The sequence below is a fragment of the Rhizobium sp. P28RR-XV genome (assembly GCF_012641385.1).
GTDB lineage: Bacteria > Pseudomonadota > Alphaproteobacteria > Rhizobiales > Rhizobiaceae > Rhizobium.
The window spans coordinates 263186-280877 of the sequence record NZ_JABAIG010000011.1; the positions used below are offsets into that span (position 1 = coordinate 263186).

General features: G+C 61.0%; 21 protein-coding genes and 1 tRNA gene. 11 read left to right on the forward strand and 11 right to left on the reverse strand.

Annotated elements, in window-relative coordinates:
- Window positions 1–213: 213 nt before the first annotated feature.
- The gene (locus tag HGP12_RS24220) at window positions 214–813 is read left to right on the forward strand and encodes a transglutaminase-like cysteine peptidase (protein WP_168841346.1); all 600 of its coding nucleotides are present in this window, start codon (window positions 214–216) and stop codon (window positions 811–813) included.
- A 122-nt stretch (window positions 814–935) separates the two neighbouring features.
- On the opposite strand, the gene HGP12_RS24225 is transcribed toward HGP12_RS24220, so the two are convergent.
- Entirely contained in the window at window positions 936–1124 is a 189-nt protein-coding gene (locus HGP12_RS24225) for a hypothetical protein (RefSeq protein ID WP_168841347.1), read from the reverse strand.
- A 144-nt stretch (window positions 1125–1268) separates the two neighbouring features.
- A complete protein-coding gene (gene mbfA / locus HGP12_RS24230) occupies window positions 1269–2252 on the reverse strand; it encodes an iron exporter MbfA (protein ID WP_168841348.1) in 984 nt (327 codons plus the stop codon).
- Between the two features lie 258 nt (window positions 2253–2510).
- Between mbfA and HGP12_RS24235 the strand changes: the two genes are divergently transcribed.
- Complete coding sequence (locus HGP12_RS24235; protein ID WP_168841349.1) at window positions 2511–2978, forward strand: group III truncated hemoglobin; 468 nt, start codon at window positions 2511–2513, stop codon at window positions 2976–2978.
- Window positions 2979–3186: 208 nt separating this feature from the next.
- Entirely contained in the window at window positions 3187–3951 is a 765-nt protein-coding gene (locus tag HGP12_RS24240; protein ID WP_168841350.1) for a CDP-diacylglycerol diphosphatase, read from the forward strand.
- A 91-nt stretch (window positions 3952–4042) separates the two neighbouring features.
- Here the strand turns inward: HGP12_RS24240 and HGP12_RS24245 are convergent, their stop codons facing one another.
- Together HGP12_RS24245 and HGP12_RS24250 are read right to left on the reverse strand one after the other, a co-directional pair.
- Complete coding sequence (locus HGP12_RS24245) at window positions 4043–4957, reverse strand: EamA family transporter (RefSeq protein ID WP_205926607.1); 915 nt, start codon at window positions 4955–4957, stop codon at window positions 4043–4045.
- A gap of 98 nt (window positions 4958–5055) precedes the next feature.
- Window positions 5056–6081: a histone deacetylase family protein gene (locus tag HGP12_RS24250; protein WP_168841351.1), complete on the reverse strand. Its 1026-nt coding sequence runs from the start codon at window positions 6079–6081 to the stop codon at window positions 5056–5058.
- Window positions 6082–6226: 145 nt separating this feature from the next.
- Between HGP12_RS24250 and HGP12_RS24255 the strand changes: the two genes are divergently transcribed.
- Entirely contained in the window at window positions 6227–6832 is a 606-nt protein-coding gene (locus tag HGP12_RS24255) for an HAD-IA family hydrolase (protein WP_168841449.1), read from the forward strand.
- Window positions 6833–6842: 10 nt separating this feature from the next.
- Here the strand turns inward: HGP12_RS24255 and HGP12_RS24260 are convergent, their stop codons facing one another.
- Window positions 6843–7364: a GNAT family N-acetyltransferase gene (locus HGP12_RS24260; protein WP_168841352.1), complete on the reverse strand. Its 522-nt coding sequence runs from the start codon at window positions 7362–7364 to the stop codon at window positions 6843–6845.
- Window positions 7365–7382: 18 nt separating this feature from the next.
- Entirely contained in the window at window positions 7383–7955 is a 573-nt protein-coding gene (locus tag HGP12_RS24265; protein ID WP_168841353.1) for a helix-turn-helix domain-containing protein, read from the reverse strand.
- A gap of 169 nt (window positions 7956–8124) precedes the next feature.
- Here HGP12_RS24265 and lepA point away from each other — a divergent pair, with 169 nt between their 5' ends.
- On the forward strand, window positions 8125–9957 hold the full coding sequence (gene lepA / locus HGP12_RS24270) for a translation elongation factor 4 (protein ID WP_168841354.1): 1833 nt from the start codon (window positions 8125–8127) through the stop codon (window positions 9955–9957).
- Complete coding sequence (locus HGP12_RS34690) at window positions 9954–10124, forward strand: type II toxin-antitoxin system CcdA family antitoxin (protein ID WP_168841355.1); 171 nt, start codon at window positions 9954–9956, stop codon at window positions 10122–10124. The genes lepA and HGP12_RS34690 overlap by 4 nt, the downstream gene beginning before the upstream one ends.
- 20 nt (window positions 10125–10144) lie before the next feature.
- Here the strand turns inward: HGP12_RS34690 and HGP12_RS24280 are convergent, their stop codons facing one another.
- Together HGP12_RS24280 and HGP12_RS24285 are read right to left on the reverse strand one after the other, a co-directional pair.
- Window positions 10145–10600: a GFA family protein gene (locus tag HGP12_RS24280; RefSeq protein WP_168841356.1), complete on the reverse strand. Its 456-nt coding sequence runs from the start codon at window positions 10598–10600 to the stop codon at window positions 10145–10147.
- Window positions 10601–10805: 205 nt separating this feature from the next.
- On the reverse strand, window positions 10806–11540 hold the full coding sequence (locus HGP12_RS24285) for a type 1 glutamine amidotransferase (RefSeq protein ID WP_168841357.1): 735 nt from the start codon (window positions 11538–11540) through the stop codon (window positions 10806–10808).
- A gap of 120 nt (window positions 11541–11660) precedes the next feature.
- Between HGP12_RS24285 and HGP12_RS24290 the strand changes: the two genes are divergently transcribed.
- Window positions 11661–11954 carry a SelT/SelW/SelH family protein gene (locus tag HGP12_RS24290; RefSeq protein ID WP_168841358.1) on the forward strand — a complete coding sequence of 98 codons (294 nt, stop codon included), beginning with the start codon at window positions 11661–11663 and terminating at the stop codon, window positions 11952–11954.
- A 24-nt stretch (window positions 11955–11978) separates the two neighbouring features.
- Here HGP12_RS24290 and HGP12_RS24295 read toward each other — a convergent pair whose 3' ends face one another.
- Window positions 11979–12407: a BA14K family protein gene (locus tag HGP12_RS24295; protein ID WP_168841359.1), complete on the reverse strand. Its 429-nt coding sequence runs from the start codon at window positions 12405–12407 to the stop codon at window positions 11979–11981.
- A gap of 180 nt (window positions 12408–12587) precedes the next feature.
- Here HGP12_RS24295 and HGP12_RS24300 point away from each other — a divergent pair, with 180 nt between their 5' ends.
- The 3 genes from HGP12_RS24300 (at window position 12588) to HGP12_RS34525 (ending at window position 14612) form a co-directional block, all read left to right on the forward strand.
- Window positions 12588–14018, forward strand: a complete 1431-nt coding sequence (locus tag HGP12_RS24300; RefSeq protein ID WP_168841360.1) for a phosphomannomutase — start codon at window positions 12588–12590, stop codon at window positions 14016–14018.
- A 92-nt stretch (window positions 14019–14110) separates the two neighbouring features.
- Window positions 14111–14197: transfer RNA gene (locus tag HGP12_RS24305), tRNA-Leu, on the forward strand.
- Between the two features lie 286 nt (window positions 14198–14483).
- On the forward strand, window positions 14484–14612 hold the full coding sequence (locus HGP12_RS34525; RefSeq protein ID WP_281408228.1) for a hypothetical protein: 129 nt from the start codon (window positions 14484–14486) through the stop codon (window positions 14610–14612).
- Window positions 14613–14657: 45 nt separating this feature from the next.
- Here the strand turns inward: HGP12_RS34525 and HGP12_RS24310 are convergent, their stop codons facing one another.
- The gene (locus tag HGP12_RS24310) at window positions 14658–14924 is read right to left on the reverse strand and encodes a DUF982 domain-containing protein (RefSeq protein ID WP_168841361.1); all 267 of its coding nucleotides are present in this window, start codon (window positions 14922–14924) and stop codon (window positions 14658–14660) included.
- Window positions 14925–15317: 393 nt separating this feature from the next.
- On the opposite strand from HGP12_RS24310, the gene HGP12_RS24315 reads away from it, so the two are divergent.
- Entirely contained in the window at window positions 15318–15500 is a 183-nt protein-coding gene (locus tag HGP12_RS24315) for a hypothetical protein (RefSeq protein ID WP_168841362.1), read from the forward strand.
- 262 nt (window positions 15501–15762) lie between these two features.
- Here HGP12_RS24315 and HGP12_RS24320 read toward each other — a convergent pair whose 3' ends face one another.
- A complete protein-coding gene (locus tag HGP12_RS24320; protein WP_168841450.1) occupies window positions 15763–17682 on the reverse strand; it encodes a beta-N-acetylhexosaminidase in 1920 nt (639 codons plus the stop codon).
- Between the last annotated feature and the right edge of the window lie 10 nt (window positions 17683–17692).

Genomic DNA, 17692 nt, shown 5'->3' on the forward strand with positions numbered 1-17692 from the left:
TTGCCGCAGGCGCGCCTCGCTGCCGGGGCTATTTCCGCGCACGCGCCCAAAATCATAAGAGGCATGGAATTGTGGCAACTATCCTCTGGATTGTGCCGAAATTAACCATGTGAGCCGGTTCCGCCGTTAACACTTAAGTAACGATTGACTTCCCACGCCCCCCTACATTAACAATTTGTTAACAAATGCAGGGACGATACAAGGACAGTGGGCGTGCGTATTAAGGGCGTATTGATTGCCTTCGCTGCTATAGTTGCGATGTCGTCGTCGGCGGTGCCGGCGCCTCAGCAGAGCGTTTCGATGACGGTTGGCAACGTGACCTCCCAGCCGATCGGGCACTACGATTTCTGCCAGAGGCATACCGACGAATGCGGCCCGACCCGCAATGCCGGCCCCGCCGACATGAACGCCGCCGCCTGGGCTCTGGTCACCCAGATCAACCTCCGCGTCAACAAGACCGTCCAGCCGGCAACGGACATGGAAGTCTACGGCCAGGAAGAATATTGGGAATATCCGAAGACCGCCGGCGATTGCGAGGATTTTGCCTTGCTGAAGCGCAAGCTCCTGATCCAGAGCGGCATTTCCGCCTCGAACCTGCTGATGACAGTGGTGCGCAAGCCGGATGGCGAGGGCCATGCGGTGCTGACGTTGCGTACCAAGCAGGGCGATTATATCCTCGACAACCTTGAGGACCAGATCAAGGTCTGGAACAAGACCCCCTATTCCTACCTGAAGCGTCAAGCGAGCTTCAATGCCGGGCGCTGGGTTACCATCGAGAATGGCAACGACGTTCTGGTCGGCGCCGTCAAATAAGCGCAAAAGCAATTTTCGTCATGCAGGAAGGCCGGCCCATCGGACCGGCCTTTCGCTTTTCATCATGTGGCAAGAACGCTCCTTACTCTGCGATAAGGACGAATTGGTCGTCACCACGAACGTCAATTGTTCTTATGGCTCTGCTGGCCCGCTTTGACGTGTTGCTCGTGGGTGCCGCCCCGGGAGCCGCCAGAGTGCTGCTCGCGGGAGCTGGTGGACGAAGCATTCCTGGTGTTGTCGTTGTCCATGCGCTTGTGGCTCTGCTGGCCAGCCTTCACATGCTGCTCGTGGGTTCCACCTTGGTTTGCCATTGGATCATCTCCTTTGGTTTGCAGACGAGGCCAAGAGCGGCCTCGTGTTGCTAACCGGCGGCGGCGGAAGGCGTTCCGGATTTTAACATTTCGTGATGATGGACTATCTTCTCCCTACCCGGGAGACAAAACATCGCCCATGCCTCACCCATTTCCGATCAGAATGCCGGCGCCGAGCACGAGCGAGCCGCCAAGCACGACCTGGAAGGCCGCGCGCAGGAACGGCGTCTCCATATATCTGTTCTGGATGAAGGCGATGGCCCAAAGCTCGAAGAAGACGACGACGGCAGCCGTGATCGTCGCGGTCCAGAAATGCGGGATGAGATAGGGAAGCGCATGGCCGAGACCGCCAAGCGCGGTCATGATGCCGCAGGCAAGGCCACGCTTGATCGGCGAGCCGCGGCCGGAGATCTTGCCGTCGTCATGCGCCGCCTCGGTGAAACCCATGGAGATGCCGGCACCGACGGACGCCGAAAGACCGACGAGAAAGGTCTGCCATGTCTGCTGCGTGGCGAAGGCGGCGGCAAAGATCGGCGCCAAGGTCGAAACGGAGCCATCCATGAGGCCGGCAAGGCCCGGCTGCACATAGGTCAGCACGAACTGGCGGCGCGCCTGCGCGTCTTCCTCTTGTTTGACCGTCTCCGGCGTATGCTTGTCTCCAAGCATGCGGGCAACGTCTTCATGGCCCTGCTCGGCCAGCGCCAGGTCGCCGAGAAGCTGCCGCGTCGAGGCATCGGAAACCTGCTTGGCGGCTTCGACATAGAAATGATAGGCCTGCTGCTCCATCGCCTCGGCTTCATCGCGCATGGCATCGAGCGAGAGGTTCTTGCGCAGCCAATCCGGCTTGCGCTCGTAAAATCCTCGAACATGCTCGCGCCGGATGAGCGGGATACGCTCGCCGAAACGCTGGCGATGCATGTCGATCAATGTCTTGCGATGGGTATCCTCGACCTCGGCCATATCCTCGAAGACCTTGGCCGACTCGGGAAAATTGGGACGCAGAATATCGGCATAGGCGAGATAGATGCGCGAATCATCCTCTTCGGCGGCGATGGCGATGGCGAGGATCTCCTGCTCGGACAGAGAGGTGAAGGAACGTTTCGACGGGCGGAATAAGCCTAACAGCATCGGAGCAACCCCATAAATTTAGAATTATTCTAAATCTAAATTGGGTGACGGCGCGGGTCAAGCGCGGAGGCGCCATGAGAGGCGTAAATCGTGTCGGAGAATTCGCGGCCTGCGGCAAAAATCGGTGGCAAATCGTGAGATGATTTTGACAGAATGCCGCAACGCTTGCATGACGGCTTGGTTATGACAGCGAATTGCATACATAGGGGAGCGAAAGCTGGTCGCCGCGATATTCCGTCGGCGCACCTAGAGACGATGATGGAACAGGAACTACAGGCTCGCGCCGCGCATCTTGCCGGCATCCGCGAAAAGGCCGAGGTGGAGATGGCTCGCATGGGCATCGATGCCGCCTTCATCGACAGGCTGGTCGATACATTCTATGGGCGCGTTCAGGCGCATTCCCGGTTAGGGCCGGTATTCGATGGACGTCTCGCCGGGCGCTGGCCGGACCATATGGAAAAGATGAAGCGCTTCTGGTCGTCGGTCGCCTTCAAGAACGGTGCCTATGGCGGCAAGCCGGTTCAGGCGCATCTCGGCGTCGAAGGCATGGCGGCTGAGCTTTTTCCGGAATGGCTGGCGCTTTTCTCGCAGACGCTTGCCGATATCGCACCGTCGGCGGAAGCAAAGGACTGGTTCATGGCAACCGCCGAACGCATCGCCAAGAGCTTGACGCTCTCGCTCTTCTACAATCCGGCACTGGATGATCCCGCGAGGAAGACCGTTTAGAGCACCTCGCGCGGCCCGATGCTGCCGACCTCTGTGCCATCGTCACGGCAAGCTGCGCCGCAGGCGGTCCATTCGCGATTACAAGTTCAACATTTTCTGTTTTGCCAGCCGGCACTTCTGGAAATATCAATGTGCGCGATAGGGTAAGGTGTCATGAAAGGCAGGTTTCGGGAATGATTTGCTCCCCAGTAGGAAATCGACATCGCACATGAAGCACCGGCTCGTCGTTCTCTCTGTTTCCCTCGTTATCGCCGTCGTCGTCATGAGCTCATTCGCCAGCCGCTCTGCTTTGGGGCTGGTCGTTAGAGCCTGCGAGGTCAACTCTGCCCTGACGGGGTCGCCCTATCCGTGCCTCAAAGTCGTCCGTGCGGAAGGTCCGCTATCTTCCTACGCCGTTCTTCGCGAGCCGGCCGACAAGGAGCGAACCATTCTTGCGCCGCTCGCCGATGTGCCAGGGATCGAGGACCCCCGCCTTCTTGCGGCGGGCGCCCCGAATTATTTCGATGCGGCGTGGAAAGAGCGAGCCGACGGACTTGGATTGCCCGCCTGGAAGGATTCGCCGCGGAATTTCGCACTGGCGATAAATGCCGCCAATTGGCGCACTCAGGACCGGCTGCATATTCACATGGGATGCGAGACGCCCCGCTTTCGCGCTCTGTTGAAGGCCCATGCCACAGAGATCGGCAGCGTCGGGTTTACCAGCTTGAAGACCAAGGCCGGCTGGTGGGCGACATTCCAGGCGACCGACGACCTTTCGAACTTGAACCCGCTGAAACTTGTCGCGGACGGCGTGGATGGAGCCCGCTCCAATATGGAAAACGTCGTGGTCGGCGTCTTCGGCTCGACATTGCCGGACGGCGAGCATGGCTTCTATATTCTGGCGAGAATCATGGGAGAAAACAAAGCCCGCGGGTCGGCAGAGGATATGATCGATCCGAAGTGCGCAGCGAATGGTCAGGCTCGGCAGGGTTGATGGGCGATCATCTCGGTTTTGCGCTCATGGGGTGCACGCATGCCCAGCAAACTCAAAACAGGGTGCTAGACGACACCCCTCCAGCCGCCAATCAACCCTTCGTAGCGAACACCGTCGCCCCGATGCTGGCAGACACCACAAGCGCCGTCCCGAACATCTGCGATGGCGTCATCGGTTGCGACAGGATGATAAAGCCGGCGAAGGCGCCGATGGCGGGTTCGAGACTCATGAGAATGCCGAAGGATGAGGTCGGCATGCGCCGGAGCGCCACCATTTCCAGCACATAAGGAAGGAGCGGAACGAGCAGCGCCAGTCCGGCTATTTCGAGGAGACCGAAAGCCGTCAGGTTGGGAACAGCGGAGGCATAGCCGAAGGGCGTGGAGACGACCGCTGCAACCAGCAGCGACATGGAAAGTCCTTCGAGACCCTGAAAGGCATTGCCGACCTTCTTCGTCAGCAGGATATAGCAGGCCCACCCTGCCCCCGCGCCGATGGCAAAGAGGATGCCGGGGAGATTGCCGACCCACTCCTCGCCATCATAGGCCAACAGCAGGACGCCGATGGCGGCAAAGACCGGCCAGAGAAGCTGACGGCTGAACCCGAAGCCGAGGGTTGCGACCAGCAAAGGCCCGAGAAATTCGATGGCGACGGCAAGACCCAACGGAATGCGCGAAATCGCCGAAAAGAAGGAGGTCGTCATCAGCGCCGAGACGGTGCCGAGCGCCAGTACGCCGAGCCATTGCGAGCGGCTGTAGCTCATGATCTTTGGACGGACGATGATCGCCAGTGCGGCCGACGCGAAGACGAGCCGCAGCCATGTCGCGCCGACCGGCCCATAGGCATTGATGATCGGGGAGGACAGGGCCGAGCCGAACTGGATTGACGCCATCGACATGACGCACATCAGCACGCCGGCGGCAATGCTGCCGGTTGATGGCGCAACATCCGGATGCGGCATCAGCGCCGCGCCGCCATCCGATCCGCTTTCGACAAGCTTCTGGTCCATGACCTCCCCCAATCAGGCGGCGTTTGTAGAAGCCCGGCCGTTTGCTGGCAAATTCAAACTTTTCATGCTGCGATCAGGCGTTTTGATGCAAGACCGTCTCAGGCTTCGAGGCCTTTCAGCACATTGGCGACGTTGAGGCCGATCTCGGGCACGCCGTAACCGCCCTCCATGCAGACGAGAACAGGCAGTCCCGCGGCGGCGACGCGCTCGCCCATGCGAATGAAATCCTGCGAGGTCAGTTTGAAGAAGGAGATCGGGTCGCGCTCGAACGTGTCGACGCCGAGCGAGAGCACGATCGCCTCCGCACCGAACGCCTTGATGCGGGAAAGCGCATCGTCGAGCGCTGCCGACCAGATCTCCCAAGGCGTGCCGCGCGGCATGGGGTAATTGCGGTTGGTCCCAAGTCCATCGCCCTCACCCTCTTCGTCGGCATGGCCGAGGAAATAGGGAAAGGCATGGATGGGATCGCCATGCAGCGAGGCGGTGAAGACATCGCCCCGCCTGTAGAATATGTCCTGTGTGCCGTTGCCGTGATGGAAATCGACATCGAGCACGGCAACCCTCGCCGCGCCATGATCGCGCAGGCGCTGTGCGGCAACGCCGGCATTGTTGATGAAGCAATAGCCGCCGAAGAGATCGAAGCCTGCGTGATGGCCGGGCGGACGGCAAAGCGCGAAAGCGAAACGATTACCGGCGTGGAGCCAGTCGGCCCCCGTCAGAGCACAGCGCATGGAGGCGAGCGCCGCCTCATAGGACCCCTTGGTGATCGAGGTATCGGCGGCGTTGGCATAATGGCCGATCATGCCGACGATATTGTCAGGCACGCGCTGGCTGGTGCGCCGGACGGGAAAGGAATTGGCGATGGCCTCGCCCTTGTACCCGGCGGCGACCCAGCGTTCCCAGACCATGCCGAGGAAATCGAGATAGGCCGGATCGTGGACCTTGCGCGCCGTCTCCAGCCCATGGATTTCGGGAGCGACGACATCGGCAAAGCCGGCCTCCCTGACGGCGGCAAGGATCCACTCTGCGCGGAAAGGCGCTTCGAAGGGCGTGACGAGCTGGCCGTCATGCAGCTCGGTCTTGGCATCCCTGAGCTTATGATCCTCAGAGTAAATGACCCGCATCGTCGCCTCCTCCGTTATCGGCTTGGTTATCCTGATGACACGAAGGCTTACATGCATCGCGCCGGAGAAAAAAGGGCGGGATGCGGTCTTGAACGTCGCTGCAAACGACCGCACCTTCCTGCATCCGATGAACCGAGGGCACAGCATGAAACTCCTGATGGTCGATGTCGACGGCGTCCTGGTGCACGGCCGGCCGAGCGACGGGCTGCCGCTTTTCACTCATCTGGAACGCGATCTCGGCCTGCCGCTAGATGTACTTCAGGAGGCGTTCTTCAAAACCTATTGGCCTGACATCGTCATTGGCCGCGATGCGCTCGAACCGAGGCTAGCGGAGGTTCTCAGCGAAATCGCGCCCCATCTCAGCGCCCGAACCCTGATCGATTATTGGTTCGAAAACGATTCTCGCCTTGATCACGGCCTACTCGAAGATCTCGCCACACTGCGTGCCGGCGGAACGAAGATGTTCCTTGCGACCAACCAGGAGCATATGCGCGCCGCCTATCTGATGGAGACACTCGGGCTCTCCTCGCGCTTCGACGGCATTTTCTATTCGGCCGCCTTCGGCCATCAGAAGCCCGCCGCCGAATTCTTCCGGCTGGCGACGGAGCGAGTGGGGCTTGCTGCCGGCGAAATCGGCTTCATCGACGACGTGGAGGTCAATATCGAGGCCGCGCGGCAAGTCGGCTGGAAAGCGATGCAATGGACATCGGGCTCGACATTAAGGCAGGCCATTGCGGCCTTCTCTGCCTGAGCGGTCCCCTTCAGGCGGCGATGCGCTTGTAGAAGAAGGTCGTGTCGCAAAACCCGCCCTCCGGCCACATGGCATAATCCGGCACGACGCCGACGCGTTGCCAGCCGAGACGCGGATAGATCGCCTCCGCATCACTGCCGGTCGCGGTATCGAGTACGAGCAAGGTCTTGCCGACGCTGATCGCTTCGCGCTCCGCCGCCTCCATCAGGAGACGGGCAAGGCCCGTCCCCCGGGCGGACCTGTGCACCAGCAGCTTTTTCAGATCGCCGCGATGCGGCTGGTTCGGCATCTGCGCTGCGCCCACCTGCACTGTCCCGACCACCTTACCCTCGATGACAGCGACCAGAAGCAGCGTCGCGCCGCTTTCGACGCTTTCAGCAACACTCTGCCAGTAAGGCACCGCATCGGCAGGCCCATAAGGCTGCATGAAACCGACGGAAGCGCCGCCATTGACGCAATCGGCAAGCACATCGCAAAGATCCGGCAGGGCGGCACGAGCATCGGTGGCGGAGAGAAGAAGAATGTCGGGCATGAAAAGGTCCTTGGATAGCTACGAACGGCCGCGATCGAGGATGACGCTGTAGCGCGCCGAACCCTCGCCGGGATTATGGAAAGCGTGGCCATCACCGACGCCCATGAAAAGACAATCGCCAGGCATCAGACGATGGGTGACATCGCGGTGCGTCACCTCCATCTCGCCTTCGAACAGCCAGACATGCTGCGTCATGCCGAGGCTTGCGGTGTTCGGCGGGAAGATGACGCGCGCACCAGCCGGGAAGATGACTTCGACGACGTCGATTTTCGATTCAGTTGCCGGTGGCGACACCGCGCGTCTGACATAGCCGGATCCCGGATCGCGCCAGATCGCCTGCTGATCGCGGCGGGCAAGTGGCGACACCTCCTCGTCCTCCTCGGCGAAAAAGGCGGAAAGCGAAAGGCCGAGCGCCGCGCAAAGCCGCGACAGCAATGAGGCCGTCGGGCTCGCCTCCGCGCGCTCGATGCGCGAGATCATCGCGCGGCTGACGGCCGAGGCGTTAGCGAGCTCATCCAGCGTCAAGCCGCGGGCGATCCGCAACTCCTTGATGCGCGCGCCGATCGCCAGTTCCAGATCGTCATCCGCCATTATGTGCCTCGCATCCCGATATTCTACTATATGAGAAATACACGATTACATGATGGAATCAAGTATGCGTTGACGTTCATCGATGGCCGGCCGGAAAAGGCTAACATAACGTGAAGATAGCCGCCAAAGCCTTGCTTTTCCGCTTTGCGGCGCGGGGCGGCGCTGCTATATGGCGCGCATGAGCACCAATTCCACCACTCCGCTTTCGCATATCCGCAACTTCTCGATCGTGGCCCATATCGACCACGGCAAATCGACGCTGGCCGACCGCCTGATCCAGACGACGGGCGGCCTTGCCGAACGCGAGATGTCGGAGCAGGTGTTGGACAATATGGAGATCGAGCGCGAACGCGGCATCACCATCAAGGCCCAGACGGTGCGCCTGCACTACAAGGCCAACAATGGCGAGACCTATATCCTCAACCTGATCGACACGCCCGGACACGTCGACTTCGCCTATGAAGTCTCGCGCTCGCTGTCGGCCTGCGAGGGATCACTGCTTGTCGTCGACGCGTCGCAGGGCGTGGAAGCCCAGACGCTTGCCAACGTCTATCAGGCGATCGACAATAATCACGAGCTCGTCACCGTCCTCAACAAGATCGATCTGCCGGCGGCCGAACCCGACCGCATCAAGGATCAGATCGAGGAAGTGATCGGCATCGACGCCTCCGACGCCGTGCTGATCTCGGCCAAGACCGGCCTCGGTATTCCCGACGTGCTGGAAGCCATCGTCAACAGGCTGCCGGCGCCGAAGAGCGCGGGCGGCGAAAAGGCACCGCTGAAGGCGCTGCTGGTCGACAGCTGGTACGACACCTATCTCGGCGTCATGGTTCTCGTGCGCATCATCGACGGCACGCTGACCAAGGGCCAGACCATCCGCATGATGGGCACGGACGCGAAGTACCAGATCGAGCGTGTCGGCGTTCTCACGCCGAAGATGGTCGCCGTCGACAGCCTCGGCCCCGGCGAGATCGGCTTCATCACCGCCTCGATCAAGGAAGTGGCCGATACCCGCGTCGGCGATACCATCACCGAGGACAAGCGCCCGACCGCCCAGGCGCTGCCGGGCTTCAAGCCGGCTCAGCCCGTCGTGTTCTGCGGCCTCTTCCCGGTCGATGCCGCCGATTTCGAAGACCTGCGCTCGGCCATGGGCAAGCTGCGCCTCAATGACGCCAGCTTCTCCTTCGAAATGGAATCGTCCGCCGCTCTCGGCTTCGGCTTCCGCTGCGGCTTCCTCGGCCTGCTGCACCTGGAAATCATCCAGGAACGCCTGGAGCGCGAATTCAATCTCGACCTGATCGCGACGGCTCCCTCCGTCGTCTATCAGCTGACCATGACCGACGGCACCGAAATCGAGCTGCACAATCCGGCCGACATGCCCGACGTCGTCAAGATTTCCGAATTCCGCGAGCCGTGGATCAAGGCGACGATCCTGACTCCGGACGATTATCTCGGCTCGATCCTGAAGCTCTGCCAGGACCGCCGCGGCGTCCAGACCGAGCTGACCTATGTCGGCAATCGCGCCATGATCACCTACGATCTGCCGCTCAACGAAGTCGTCTTCGACTTCTACGACCGCCTGAAGTCGATCTCCAAGGGCTATGCCTCCTTCGACTACAGCCTGACCGACTATCGCGAGAGCGATCTCGTCAAGATGTCGATCCTCGTCAATGCCGAGCCGGTGGATGCGCTGTCCATGCTCGTGCACCGCTCCGCCGCCGAAAAACGCGGCCGCGTCATGTGCGAGAAGCTGAAGGACCTGATCCCGCAGCACATGTTCCAGATCCCGATCCAGGCCGCCATCGGCGGGCGCATCATCGCGCGCGAGACGGTGAAGGCGCTGCGCAAGGACGTGACGGCCAAGTGCTACGGCGGCGACGCTACCCGCAAGCGCAAGCTGCTCGACAAGCAGAAAGAAGGCAAGAAGCGCATGCGGCAGTTCGGCAAGGTCGAAATCCCGCAGGAAGCGTTTATCGCCGCGCTGAAGATGGGGGACGAGTGAGGGATAAGAAACCCGACCCCTCATGCTCTGCGAAAGATGAAACGACTCGCGACAGCAGAGTCGAACGCGAACGTTTGTGGCTTGAAGAAAACGAGCAAGCGATTGCGGAAGCAAACGCCTACGTCGAAAAACACGGCCTCCCTTTGGCGAAATACAGACAATTCTGACACGAACCAGGGGCGGCTGATCACCCCTGCCCCATATATTCCCCGATCAGTCCCTCATACTCCTCCATCGCCGGGAGTGCTGCATAGCTGTGCTTGGCCGGCGTCGTCACCCAGGGCAGCTTTTCGCTCGTCCAGGTCTCCATGAAGGGCGTAAACCAGCTGACGTCGTTAAGCATGGTGGCGCGGACATTGACGAACCAGTCGACGCCGTCCAGCTTCGTGAACAGCCAGCTCATGCAATGCGGGCAGAAATAGTGATGGATGACATCGCCGTGCAGGCCGCCGATGACAGGCTCGCCTTCCGTCACCTCGAAACCCTCCGTGGGAATGGCGGCGCTCAGCGAATAGGGGCCGGCGGTCATGCGCTGGCAGCCTGTGCAATGGCAGGCCATGGTCAGCAAGGGCTTGGCATTGATCTTCAACCGCACCTGCCCACAACGGCAGCTGCCGTCGCAAGGAAGTTCCAGCGTGCTCATGATGTCATCTCCTCCCATTTCAAAATCTGCTTGCACGGCGCATCACGACCCATCTGCCGGCAGCGCGTAATTAGAGCGTGATGCCGAAAAGTGTAGGCGGTTTTCGGACGACATCACGCTCTACTTCTTTGATTCTAGAGCGGATTCAGATTTTAGGTCGAACAGACCTAAAATCATCCGGCTCTGATGTATGCCGCCGAAATCCTTAGGCTTCCGCGACCTGCTGAAACTCCATTTGTGCTTCTATCGTGCGCACCCAGGCCCGCGCGATGGCAAGACCGGCCGTCTCGGCCGCGGCAGCGTGCTTGGCGACAAGCTCCGGATAATTCTCCAGCCAGCCGGGCTCCTTGCGCTCGATAACCGCCTTGAATTCGTCGCGCCAGCGGTCGACCACGGCGGCGTTGGCTTCGAAGTGGAACTGCGTGCCATAGGTCGCGCGGCCGATGCGGAAGGCCTGGTTCCGTGTCACGCCGTTGGTCGCGAGGCGCGTGGCGCCGGCCGGTAAGGTAAAGGTGTCGGAATGCCATTCAAAGATGGTGAAGTCGTCGCCGACACCGGCGAGCAGGGGATCCGCCTTGCCTTCGTTGGTAACGCCCACTGTCTTCCAGCCGAATTCATGGGCAGTGCCGAGAAGATTTTCCGCCTCATAGGCGCGCGCGAGAATCTGGCTGCCGAGGCAAATACCAAGCACGGCCTTGTCCTCGCTTTCGAAGCGACGCATGAGCTGCGCCAGTTCGGGCAGATAAGGATGGGTGTGATCGTCGCGGGCGCTCTGCTCGCCGCCGAGCACGGCAATCGCATCATGGGACACCGTATCCCTGGGCAGCGCTTCGCCGTTCCATGGCCGGAACCATTCGATCTCAGCCTTCGCCTCTTCGAGCGCGATGCCGAGAGCGCCGAGCGGGGTATTCTTCATATTCTCGATAATGGCGACGCGCATTGCGATGATCCCGAACATGTTACCGGGAGAGATGAGCATGAGGCGACGGGAGAGGCAAGGGTATAGCTTGCAGCCAGCTAAAGTTGAGCATAAATGTCAGCAAACAACGAGGACTCTGTGATGAGCGACAAGCCCAGGATCACCATTCTCTATTGCACCCAATGCAACTGGCTATTGCGCTCCGGATGGATGGCGCAGGAGCTCTTGCAGACCTTTACCGACAGTCTCGGCGAAGTGGCGCTGATACCGGGCACCGGCGGCGTCTTCGAAATCCGCATCGATGGCGAGCTCCTCTGGGAGCGCAAGCGCGACGGGGGCTTCCCCGGGCCGAAGGAGCTGAAGCGGCGGGTGCGCGATGTCATCGACCCGGAACGCGATCTCGGCCATACCGATCGCGCATCACTGGAAAGCTAAAACGACGCTTGCGCCTGTGAACCGTCAGTCGAAGGGCGCGCGGCACGGCTGGAAGCCGCGATTGATCGTGGAATAGAGGTCGGTGCCGGGATTATACGTCCGGTAGCGCTCAGCGCACCATGTTTGATGCCGCGTGCGCTGCTGGGCCGGCGAAGGATAGACCGTCCTCGGCGGCGTATAGGTTTCACGCGGCGGAATTTGAATTCGCGGAGCGTCGTAGCGGTTCACGCCTCCCGTATAGGGCGGCGTAATCGGAAGTGGCTGGCCGGGGCGGGTGTAAAACTGCCGCTCCCCGAAGCCGAAGCAGCCACGGGAATCGCAGATGACGGAATTCGTGCTGCGCGGCGGAATGACGATCTTCGGGGAATTCGAAGCGGCAGCCGCAAAATCCGCCTGCGCCAGCAAGGCGAGTGCGAGAACACATCCGGGCACGATCCTGCCGAAAACAGTCATGATAAACTCCTATCCACTCTGCGGCGGAACCACATCCTTTTCGCAGCAGCTGTTACCTATCTGGGGTCGCAGACAAGGCAAAACCAGTGCTACCGGCCCTCGCCGGCAACTGCTCGCGATCAGTTGATCGTCGGCGCAGCTTGCTCCATAACAGCCCGATCATTGCAAGGGAGATTGCCTGTGAGCAGCTTGAAATTCGGCACCAGCGGCCTTCGCGGCCTATCCGCAGACCTCATCGGACGGGCATCCGCTCTCTATGCCACGGCCTTTGCCCGCTATCTGCTGAAGAGCGGCCGGGCCAAATCAGGCGATCCCGTCCTCGTCGGCCGCGATTTTCGCGCATCGAGCCCGGTCATCTCCGCCACCTGCATCGGTGCCTTGAAGCGTGCAGGCCTGACACCGATCGACTGCGGCACCTTGCCGACGCCGGCGCTCGCGCTTTACGGGCTTCAGCTGAAAGCGGCCTCGCTGATGATCACCGGCTCGCATATCCCCGCCGACCGCAACGGCATCAAATTCTACCGGCCGGACGGCGAGATCGACAAGCGTGACGAGGTGGCGATCAGCGAGGAAGCCCTGGCGATCGGCGATTCCGTGCTCGACGAAGCGCCAGCCACCGCAGAAAATCGCACGGTGGAGACAGAGGCGCTGTTCCTGGAACGCAACAAGGGGCTGCTGCCATCAGGCAGCCTTGCCGGCCTCACCGTCGGCGTCTATCAGCACAGCACGGTCGCGCGCGATCTCTTTGGTGAGGTTCTTGCCCATTACGGTGCGCGCGTCGTGCCGCTCGGCCGCTCCGAAAGCTTCATTCCGGTGGATACCGAAGCGGTCTCGGCCGAGACGATCCGCCTCATGAAAGGCTGGGCACCGGAACATGGATTGGATGCCATCGTTTCTGCCGACGGCGATGGCGACCGGCCGCTGGTGGCGGATGAAACCGGCGAGCCGCTGCGCGGCGATCTGCTCGGCCTCATCGCCGCCAACTTCCTCGGTGCCGAAGTGGTGGTCACCCCGGTCACCTCCAATTCCGGCATCGAATCGGCCGGCTCCTATGCCGTCACCCGCACCCGTGTCGGCTCGCCCTATGTGATCGCCGGCATGGACGAGGCCGTTGCCGCGGATAAGGCCAATATCATGGGCTTCGAGGCCAATGGCGGCACGCTGACGGCCAGCCGCTTCACCGTCGAGGGCAAACCCTTCGATCCGCTGCCGACGCGCGACAGCTTCCTGCCGATCCTGGCGACGCTTTATGCCGCCGCAAAGGTGGGCAAGCCGCTTTCCGCCGTTGCCGGCGGCTACCGCCTGCCCTTTGCCGCCGCCGACCGGCTGGAGAACTTTCCGGTGGACACCAGCGCGGCGCTGATGGCCTATCTGCGTGCCTCCGATGCCAATCTTGCGGATTTCCTGAAACCGATCGCGACCGTCGCCTCCAAGAGCGACATCGACGGGCTCAGGGTCACGCTTGTGGATAACCGAATCATCCATTTCCGCCCCTCCGGCAATGCGCCGGAAATGCGCTGCTATGTGGAGGCATCGAGTGAAAGCGAGGCAAAGGCCTTGCTGGAACAGGGACTTGGCCTAATCAGCGCATGGGCTGCGGCCCGGGTGTAACCCGGGCTTAAACCGCTTTTTTCGCGATTGACACTAAAACTTCAAAAACCCTGTTGACACCGGACGGCCACCCCCTTACATGCGTGTCCGTCGCCCAGATGGCGGAATTGGTAGACGCGCCAGCTTCAGGTGCTGGTACCCGAAAGGGTGTGGAGGTTCGAGTCCTCTTCTGGGCACCATTCCATTTTGAGAAACGTGGATTTCTCAAAGATTTCAAGACTTAGCCAGTACATGTGATTCAGCTTTCGGTTCGCCGGAAGTTCACATGAGCTTGCCTTGAAATGAGCTGCGCGGATGAAAATCCCCGCCCTCGGCATGTCCCGTTCCAACCGTTCACGGCTATCGTCGCCGGCCAAGCGATCAAGGCTTGATCGCGGCCGGCATCCCAGTTCTCTAGGCCATCTTTAAATCGTTGACTGGCGAAGAAGAGATCGACCTAATAGGGCGAACCTTGAGGGATTTTGAATGGACCACAAGAGCGACTGGTACGATCTCATCGTCGGCAACGGCAATGTCAATGAAGGGCTTGGGAGGATGATGGGCTTCATCCTCGCCGTTATCGTGATCCTTGCCCTGATCTTCTGGATGGTCTGAGCGGTTCCGGCCCGGACGCCACGTCCCCCAGGGCTTCATATCGATCTAGTGAAGGCTTCCAGCGTCCGGCCTGACGCTAAGCCCGGCCTCTTCTGCTGCGTCCAGAAAAGCCCTCCGTGATTGCTCGGCCGAGGCCTTGCCGAGAACGGCATCGAGGCATACCAATACGGCCTCGTCCACCACAGGTCCGCCCCTTACCGGCCACTCTTCGCTCATGCAGTTGGCCGCATCGAGCGCGTTGGTTATGATCGCATAGCGGCCGGCGCCGCCGAGGTCGACTATGACGGGGTTGTTCCAATCACCGTGTTCCATCGTCACGCCTCCTCAGCCGTAGAGCGCTATCAACGCTGCGATCAAAAAACGATCCCGTACCGACGCATGCGGCCGTCGTCATATGATAATCCATGAAATTAACTCCTCGCCTGATGCCATCAGGCGATAACGGGGGCGGTGGCGAGATGTTCCTGGGCTGCGGGGGATGCTGTTAAGATTTTCCTGGGGCTTCATCGGCTCCGGCTCGATGCAGCACGCGGCGCGATAGCCGGCCCGCTGCTGGATGCCTCCTTCCCATGCCGCAAGTGCTGCTTGATCCATCGGCGCTTCGCACTATGCGCAAACCTCCATCCCGCTATAGCACTAGCTCCCGCGCTCCCGACTGGTTAACCTTTGAAGCAGGGAGGTGAGACGAATAAGGGGAACAACAAAATGGACCACGTCTGCAATCTGCTCTGGCTTGCCTTCAGCGTCGCTCTTCTCTTCACCGCATTGAACCGGCGGCTGGTCGGGGATTACCTCGCCATGTGGTACCTGCTCGTTATTACAGCCATAACCGTGATGGCCTGGGCGGGCTTCTTCCCGACCGACATGGCAACCCTGCGGGCCGGCTAGCTCAGATACTCCAGTATTAAGCCAGTATTTAAGAAAGCCGCCCGAACTCTCGTTCGGCGGCCTCAAGGGTGATCTGATGCGGCGGCTAGACGGAAAACCGCTATGCGCTTTTCCTGGAGTTGCTCCAGAGCCCGATGACTTTAGGTCGAATCGACCTAAAATCTGAATCCGCTCTAAAATCAAAGAAGTAGAGCGTGATGCCGTCCGAAAACCTCCTACACTTTTCGGCATCACGCTCTGGTCCCTGCCTCCGGTGACGATCCTAAAGCTTTGGGCTCAGCGGAGCGATGGCGGCGAAACGCAGCCAATCCTTCTTCGCCCTCGGTGTCCAGGCTGCCTCGGCAATGGCCGGCAGGCGCGGGAAGACCAGGCGGTTGAAATAGTCGCCGGAGACGAAGTTCTCCTGCCAGATGCAGGCCTGCACGCCCTTCATCAGGTGCTTCAGCTCATCGGGGAAATCGCCCTCGGCCTCATAGGCGTAGGTATGGGCCGGCGGCACCGTGCCTGCCCAGCTCGCGCCCGGCTCCTGCCAGGCATCGGCCTGCACCATGTCGAGATAATAGGCCTGGCCCGGCGTCATGACGACTTCATAGCCCTCGCGCGCAAGCTCGATGCCGACCTCGGGCTTTTCCCAGGCCATCAGCAACGTGCCTTCCGGATCGACGCCGCCGCCATGGGCGACTTCGTTCCAGCCGGCCAGCCTGCGGCCGCGCTCGGTGAGCATGGCCTTGATGCGCTTCAGGAAATAGGATTGCAGCGCGAATGTTCCCGAAATACCCTCCTGCTCCATCAACTTGCGCGCCAGAGGCGAAGCGAGCCAGGACCCGTTGGCGACCTCATCGCCGCCGATATGGATGTATTCGGACGGGAAGAGCTCGACCATTTCGTCGAAGACCTTGGCGAGGAATTCATAGGTAAGCTCGATCGCCGGGTTCAGGGCGTTGTTCGGATAGCCCTGAACGGAATGGTAGCTATCAGGCGCTTCCTGCCCATCGGCCAGATCAGGCAGGGCGACGAGGGTGGCGGTGCTGTGGCCGGGAATGTCAATCTCGGGGATCACCTCGATACCGAGCGCCGTGGCGCGGGCGACGATTTCTCTGATATCATCCTGCGCATAAAAGCCGCCCACCGGCTCGGCGGCATTGCCGAGCTGCGGCAGCAGCGGCTCGTCCGGCCCGCGCAGCACGCCAGTCGTGGTCAACTGCGGATAGGCGCGGATCTCCAACCGCCAGGCCTCGTCGTCGGTCAGATGCCAATGGAAGATATTGAGCTTCAGCCAGGCAAGAATGTCGAGCAGGCGCAGGACATCCGCCTTCGGGGTGAATTGCCTGGAGACGTCGAGGTGGCAGCCGCGCCAGCCGTAACGCGGCTGATCGGTAATCATGCCGGAAATCGGAAAGCGGAACTTGCCGGGCTCGCGCCGCGCGCCATCGAGAAGCTGCGCCAGTGTCATCAGGCCATAGAGGCGGCCTGAAGCGGCGGAGAAGGAAAGCACGATTTCATCGGCGAAGAAAGAAAGCTCATAGGCTTCGCGGGCGAGTGCCGGCCGCTCGACGAAACGCAGTGCCCTGCCCCCAGGCGCGGCAATGAGGCTGAAGGGAATGTGATTAGAGGGAAAGAGCCGACGGAACAGCGCCTGCGCCGTGGCAAGCGCCTTCACGCTTGCAGCGTCGGAGCCCTTGGCCGGATAGAGCGCGACCGGGAAATCTTCGCCCGGCTCGACATCGATCCTCGCCGGCCACGGCTGGATGGCGAAGGGAAGCTCCAGCCGGCCTTCCGGCAGCAGCACCGGCGGCGGTTCGCTGGCGCGATCGGCAAGCAACAGGTCTGAGGTAAACACCGTGACATGGGTGCCGTCCTCCAGCGTCACATAGGCGGATTTGGCGCCGTCGGTGCAATGCCGCGCGATCCGGTGTAGCGCGGAAACAGTGAACGTCCAGCTTCCTCCGGACGCGATGGATAGGCCGGCCGGCGGCGCGAATTCGTGAAAATTGGCGTTGCGGCGCACGAAGACGGCATTGTCACAGGCTTCCGGATCGACCACTCGCGTCAGCGTCGTATAGGCAAGGCGGAAATTCTCAAGCGGCGTATCCGCGAAATTGAAAAGCGTCAGGGTCAGCCGACCATGCTTTCCACCCTCGGGAGACCAGGTGTTTTCGAGATGATAGGCGGCCGGCTGCATCATGTTCCCC

Coding starts and splice junctions, on each gene's coding strand:
- HGP12_RS24235 (WP_168841349.1), top strand. CDS start 2,511: ATGGAACAGGAACTACAGGCTCGCGCCGCGCATCTTGCCGGCATCCGC.
- HGP12_RS24295 (WP_168841359.1), bottom strand. CDS start 12,407: ATGACTGTTTTCGGCAGGATCGTGCCCGGATGTGTTCTCGCACTCGCC.
- HGP12_RS24320 (WP_168841450.1), bottom strand. CDS start 17,682: ATGCAGCCGGCCGCCTATCATCTCGAAAACACCTGGTCTCCCGAGGGT.
- HGP12_RS24225 (WP_168841347.1), bottom strand. CDS start 1,124: ATGGCAAACCAAGGTGGAACCCACGAGCAGCATGTGAAGGCTGGCCAG.
- HGP12_RS24280 (WP_168841356.1), bottom strand. CDS start 10,600: ATGAGCACGCTGGAACTTCCTTGCGACGGCAGCTGCCGTTGTGGGCAG.
- HGP12_RS24250 (WP_168841351.1), bottom strand. CDS start 6,081: ATGCGGGTCATTTACTCTGAGGATCATAAGCTCAGGGATGCCAAGACC.
- lepA (WP_168841354.1), top strand. CDS start 8,125: ATGGCGCGCATGAGCACCAATTCCACCACTCCGCTTTCGCATATCCGC.
- HGP12_RS24260 (WP_168841352.1), bottom strand. CDS start 7,364: ATGCCCGACATTCTTCTTCTCTCCGCCACCGATGCTCGTGCCGCCCTG.
- mbfA (WP_168841348.1), bottom strand. CDS start 2,252: ATGCTGTTAGGCTTATTCCGCCCGTCGAAACGTTCCTTCACCTCTCTG.
- HGP12_RS34525 (WP_281408228.1), top strand. CDS start 14,484: ATGGACCACAAGAGCGACTGGTACGATCTCATCGTCGGCAACGGCAAT.
- HGP12_RS24285 (WP_168841357.1), bottom strand. CDS start 11,540: ATGCGCGTCGCCATTATCGAGAATATGAAGAATACCCCGCTCGGCGCT.
- HGP12_RS24310 (WP_168841361.1), bottom strand. CDS start 14,924: ATGGAACACGGTGATTGGAACAACCCCGTCATAGTCGACCTCGGCGGC.
- HGP12_RS24315 (WP_168841362.1), top strand. CDS start 15,318: ATGGACCACGTCTGCAATCTGCTCTGGCTTGCCTTCAGCGTCGCTCTT.
- HGP12_RS24255 (WP_168841449.1), top strand. CDS start 6,227: ATGAAACTCCTGATGGTCGATGTCGACGGCGTCCTGGTGCACGGCCGG.
- HGP12_RS24245 (WP_205926607.1), bottom strand. CDS start 4,957: ATGGACCAGAAGCTTGTCGAAAGCGGATCGGATGGCGGCGCGGCGCTG.
- HGP12_RS24290 (WP_168841358.1), top strand. CDS start 11,661: ATGAGCGACAAGCCCAGGATCACCATTCTCTATTGCACCCAATGCAAC.
- HGP12_RS24240 (WP_168841350.1), top strand. CDS start 3,187: ATGAAGCACCGGCTCGTCGTTCTCTCTGTTTCCCTCGTTATCGCCGTC.
- HGP12_RS24265 (WP_168841353.1), bottom strand. CDS start 7,955: ATGGCGGATGACGATCTGGAACTGGCGATCGGCGCGCGCATCAAGGAG.